At 67.6% G+C, this 3,760-nt stretch carries 4 protein-coding genes; 1 reads left to right on the top strand and 3 read right to left on the bottom strand.

Going from position 1 to position 3,760, the window contains the following annotated elements; translation table 11 throughout:
- Positions 1–213: 213 nt before the first annotated feature.
- Together AB0M80_RS44090 and AB0M80_RS44085 are read right to left on the bottom strand one after the other, a co-directional pair.
- The gene (locus AB0M80_RS44090) at positions 214–1,095 is read right to left on the bottom strand and encodes a VOC family protein (protein WP_364576520.1); all 882 of its coding nucleotides are present in this window, start codon (positions 1,093–1,095) and stop codon (positions 214–216) included.
- Between the two features lie 3 nt (positions 1,096–1,098).
- Entirely contained in the window at positions 1,099–2,367 is a 1,269-nt protein-coding gene (locus tag AB0M80_RS44085; RefSeq protein ID WP_364576519.1) for an NAD(P)/FAD-dependent oxidoreductase, read from the bottom strand.
- A 118-nt stretch (positions 2,368–2,485) separates the two neighbouring features.
- Between AB0M80_RS44085 and AB0M80_RS44080 the strand changes: the two genes are divergently transcribed.
- Positions 2,486–3,163, top strand: coding sequence for a TetR/AcrR family transcriptional regulator C-terminal domain-containing protein (locus AB0M80_RS44080; protein WP_364576518.1), 678 nt, complete (start codon positions 2,486–2,488; stop codon positions 3,161–3,163).
- A gap of 159 nt (positions 3,164–3,322) precedes the next feature.
- Here the strand turns inward: AB0M80_RS44080 and AB0M80_RS44075 are convergent.
- The coding region (locus AB0M80_RS44075) for a transposase (RefSeq protein WP_364576517.1) at positions 3,323–3,760 on the bottom strand (438 nt) is incomplete at its 5' end.

The raw sequence follows: 3,760 nt of genomic DNA, 5'->3' as shown, positions 1-3,760 counted from the left end.
CTTCGGCGGCCCCGACCACAACCCATGCGCACCTTCGTGCAGACACCCAGTGCCGGGATCGAGCCGCCGCTCAAACATCCTCTTCTGCCGATGAGAATGCGTTCTCGGGCGGCACGATCGAGGGGACCTGACCGGTCTTCGCCGGTCGCGACGAGCATGAGAACCGACTGCCGCTGTGGTGGGACCACAGGTCACTCCGCGGGCGGCGTCCGATCACCTGGCGTTCGAGGTGAAGCGCAGCAGGTTTCCCGACGGGTCGTGCACTTTCAGCACGTCCGCCGAGAGGGCATGGGGATAGTCGACCGCAGCGAGCCGCTCGGCCAGTGCGCGCACGTCCTTCGCCGTCGGCAGCAGCATGTCGACGCCGACGAGGTGCGCGGTGTCCTGGGGGAGGGGTTCTCCTCCGTCGGGGCTGAACCGGTTGGTGAGGACGAGCAGCGCTCGGTGGTCGGTCACCCCGATCGCGAGGAAGATGTTCCCCAGCCTGCCTTGGACGTCGAAGCCGAGCAGATCGGTGTAGAAGGGCTCGGTGGCCTCGAGTTCGGCGTCGGTCACCTTGAGCTGGACGTGCCCCATCTCCGTCCCCGCGGGCAGCCCCGTGAACGGCTCGTCCGCGCCGGGCTCGTCGGTGAAGTCCGCCATCTCCATCGGATCGGCGACAACGGCGGGCCGGTCGCCCTGCCAGCGCCACTCCTCGCGCGGCCGGGCGCAGGTGACCTCCACGCAATGACCGTCCGGGTCGATGACGTAGCACGAGTGCGCGACGCTGTGATCCACCAGCTCGAACTCGGAGTGTTCCGCCGTGTAGTGCTTAACGAACCGGGCCAGATCGGCGGGCGTCGGCACCTGGGGCGCGAAGTGGCTGAGCCCCGGGCTCGAGGCCGGGGGAAGGCCCGCACCGGGCCGCTCCCGCAGGACGGCGAGCACCCGTCCAGGCACTCCCACCCATGCACTGCCCGCCTCGTGGTCAAGGATCTTCAGGCCGATGGACCGCGTGTAGTAGTCCAGGCTGCGGTCCAGGTCGGCGACCGTCAGCTCGACAGCACCCAGAGTCAGGTTCGCGTCCAGCCGACTGGACGTCCCGTTGGTCGTCATTTCTCATTTCTCCTTGTTCTTGCCGGCGAAAAGGCGCTCGAACGGTCTGGTCAGGGTCGAAACGACGGACATACCCTTGAAGAACGTGATCATCTTTATCGGCCGACCGTCGACGAACATCATCTCGAGACCTTTCTGCGACGCCGCGGCCGCTTTGGCGCCGCGCGGGAACATCGTTTTCTCGTAGCGCGCGAGCGCGGTTTCGGCGTCGGAGCTGTTGAGGATCTCCCGCGCCAGATCGGCGCCGTCGATCAGCGCGATGTTGGCGCCTTCGCCCGCGAACGGCGACATCAGGTGCGCGGCGTCGCCGACCAGGGTCACGCCGGGGATCCGCTCCCAGGTGAGACCGGTCGGCAGTGCGTGGATCGGCCGGGGCCAGATGGCGCCGTCGTCGCACTCGCGGATCAGGCCGGTCAGGGCCGGGTCCCAGTCGGGATACTCGCGCACCAGCCCCGCGCGGACGGATTCCGGGTCGTGCCAATCGATACCGCTGTCGGCGACCCAGTTCTCGGGGACACGTAACCCGCAGCCGAACGCGATGGTGTTCCCGCCGTGCCCGCCGATGTACTTGTTGTCCGACAGCGCGAAGAAGTTTCCCCGCCCGGTGAGCGCGAGCACTTGCGGGTGCTCGGCCACCGCGTCGGTCAGGCGCATCTCGACCACGGTGATCCCGGTGTAGCCGGGCTTCACCGGAGTCAGCAGTGGCCGGATCCTCGACCACGCGCCGTCCGCACCGACGACGAGATCGGCGCGGACCACGGAGCCGTCCGCGAACTCGAGCGCGTGCCCCGCCGTGAGGGGCCGCGCGCCGATGACCTTGCGGCCCCAGGCGATCGTGCCCGGCTGCAGCGACTCGACGAGCAGCTGCCGCAGTTCCGTCCGATCGATTTCCGGCCGGCCACGGCCGCCCGCCGGTTCACGCCTGTCGACGTGCACCCGCCCGGTCTTGTCGAGCAGGCGCATGTCCTCGCCGCCGACGTGCGTACGAGCGCGGAACTCCTCGTAAAGGCCGGCTTCCCTGAGGGCGATCTGCCCGGTGTCGTGGTGAATGTCGAGCGAGCCGCCCTGCTGGCGAGAATCCGGTGCGACGTCCGCTTCGTAGACAGTGACGGGAATTCCGTTCCGCTGGAGAATTCGAGCGCAGACGAGACCGCTCAGGCCCGCGCCCACAATAACGATCCTGCGTGCAGACATACTGATTCCCCTTTTCTCTTTCCTCGTGGAGAAGGGCGTTTCCGTGGCCGGCGAAGGTGCTCGCCGCAAGCCCTCCACGAGCGGCGCCCCTGCCCCTCAGCCCCGAGCACCGCGGTGGCCGCCTGACGAACGGTAGGCTTAACGAACTCTGTTCGTCAACTTGACGAACGCTGTTCGCGAGGACTAGTGTTCGCCCGTGCCCCACCATGACCCCTTCGGCGCCTCCGAGGTCGAGAGCCGTCGCAGAGCGGCGAAACCGCTGCTGAGCCGCGACGCGATCGTCGAGGAGGCGCTGCGCCAGATCACCTCGGAGGACGGAGCCATGAGCCTGCGCAAGATCGCGAAGGCACTCGACACGGGCCCGGCCTCGCTCTACGCCCACGTCAACGACATGAGCGAACTCCAAGCGCTCGTCCTCGACCGCGTGCTGGAAGCCGTCAAGGTCGACGAGGCAGAAGGCTCATGGCGTGACCGGCTCGAAGGACTCCTCCGCTCCTACATCGGAGTCTTGATGACCAGGCCGGCCTTCGCTCTGATGGCCTTCCGAACCACCGCTGTGGGACCCAACGCACTGCGCATCGCCGAAGCTCTCCTCGAACTCCTCGCCGAAGCCGGCGTCGACCAGGCGAACGCGGCGTGGGCCATCGACATGCTGACCATGTTCGTCACCGCGGTCGCGGCGGAACACGCGCAGGACTCGGACCCGGGGGCACCGGACGGCCCCGTCGCCCACGCGATCAACCGCGCTCCGGCGGACAGGTACCCCCGCATCCACGCCGCACGAAACGAGATCATGTCCGGTACCGGCGAGGAGAGGTTCGCGTGGTCGGTCGACGTCCTCGTCCGCGGCATCCTCTCGCGCGCGCAGCCCTGAGCGGCCCGAACGGTCCAGCGACCACGCCAGACTGTTTTCGGTGCGGCTGATGGCCGGTATGCGCTCACCCGCCGATGAATAAGGTCGGTCAAGCCGCAGGAGGGCAGAGATTTCGCTGGCCAGCCGATCGGAAGCGTCCTGTCATGGCTCCCCTTTATGTCAAGGTGCAGTCCTGGCGGGGGTAGGCTGGGCGGTGGCAGGTTCGGGTTGTGGCTTGTCCGAAGGGCCGGTGTCCGGGGTCAGGCCGGTCACGCTGGATTGCAGAGTCGTCCCCGAGTGCCCTCCCGAACCTGCCGCCTCACGTCGTTTCTGGTCGGCGAGCATGCGGGCGTAGACGACGTTGGACAGGCGTCGTTTGAGCGCACGCATCGCCTCCATCGAGGTCTTACCCGCCGCTTTTTTGCCGTCGAAATAGACGCGGCCGACGGCGGGATTACGGAGCTGGACAACACCCATGATGTGCAGCGTCCGGTTGATTCTGCGGTTACCGGCGCGAGACAAGCGGTGCCGTTGCTGTTCTCCGGAGGAGGCGTCCAGCGGCGCGGTGCCGTTCCACGACGCGAACCGATCCCGGGTAGTGAACCGGTGGATGTCGCC

Origin of the sequence: Amycolatopsis sp. NPDC051045 (assembly GCF_040682955.1) — a bacterium.
Taxonomy (GTDB): domain Bacteria; phylum Actinomycetota; class Actinomycetes; order Mycobacteriales; family Pseudonocardiaceae; genus Amycolatopsis.
Note: the sequence above shows the minus strand (reverse complement) of the source record. Positions and strands in the feature narration are given on the sequence as shown.

Bases quoted from the DNA above. Each gene is read 5' to 3' on its own strand.
- AB0M80_RS44090 (WP_364576520.1), bottom strand. From the start codon at position 1,095: ATGACGACCAACGGGACGTCCAGTCGGCTGGACGCGAACCTGACTCTG.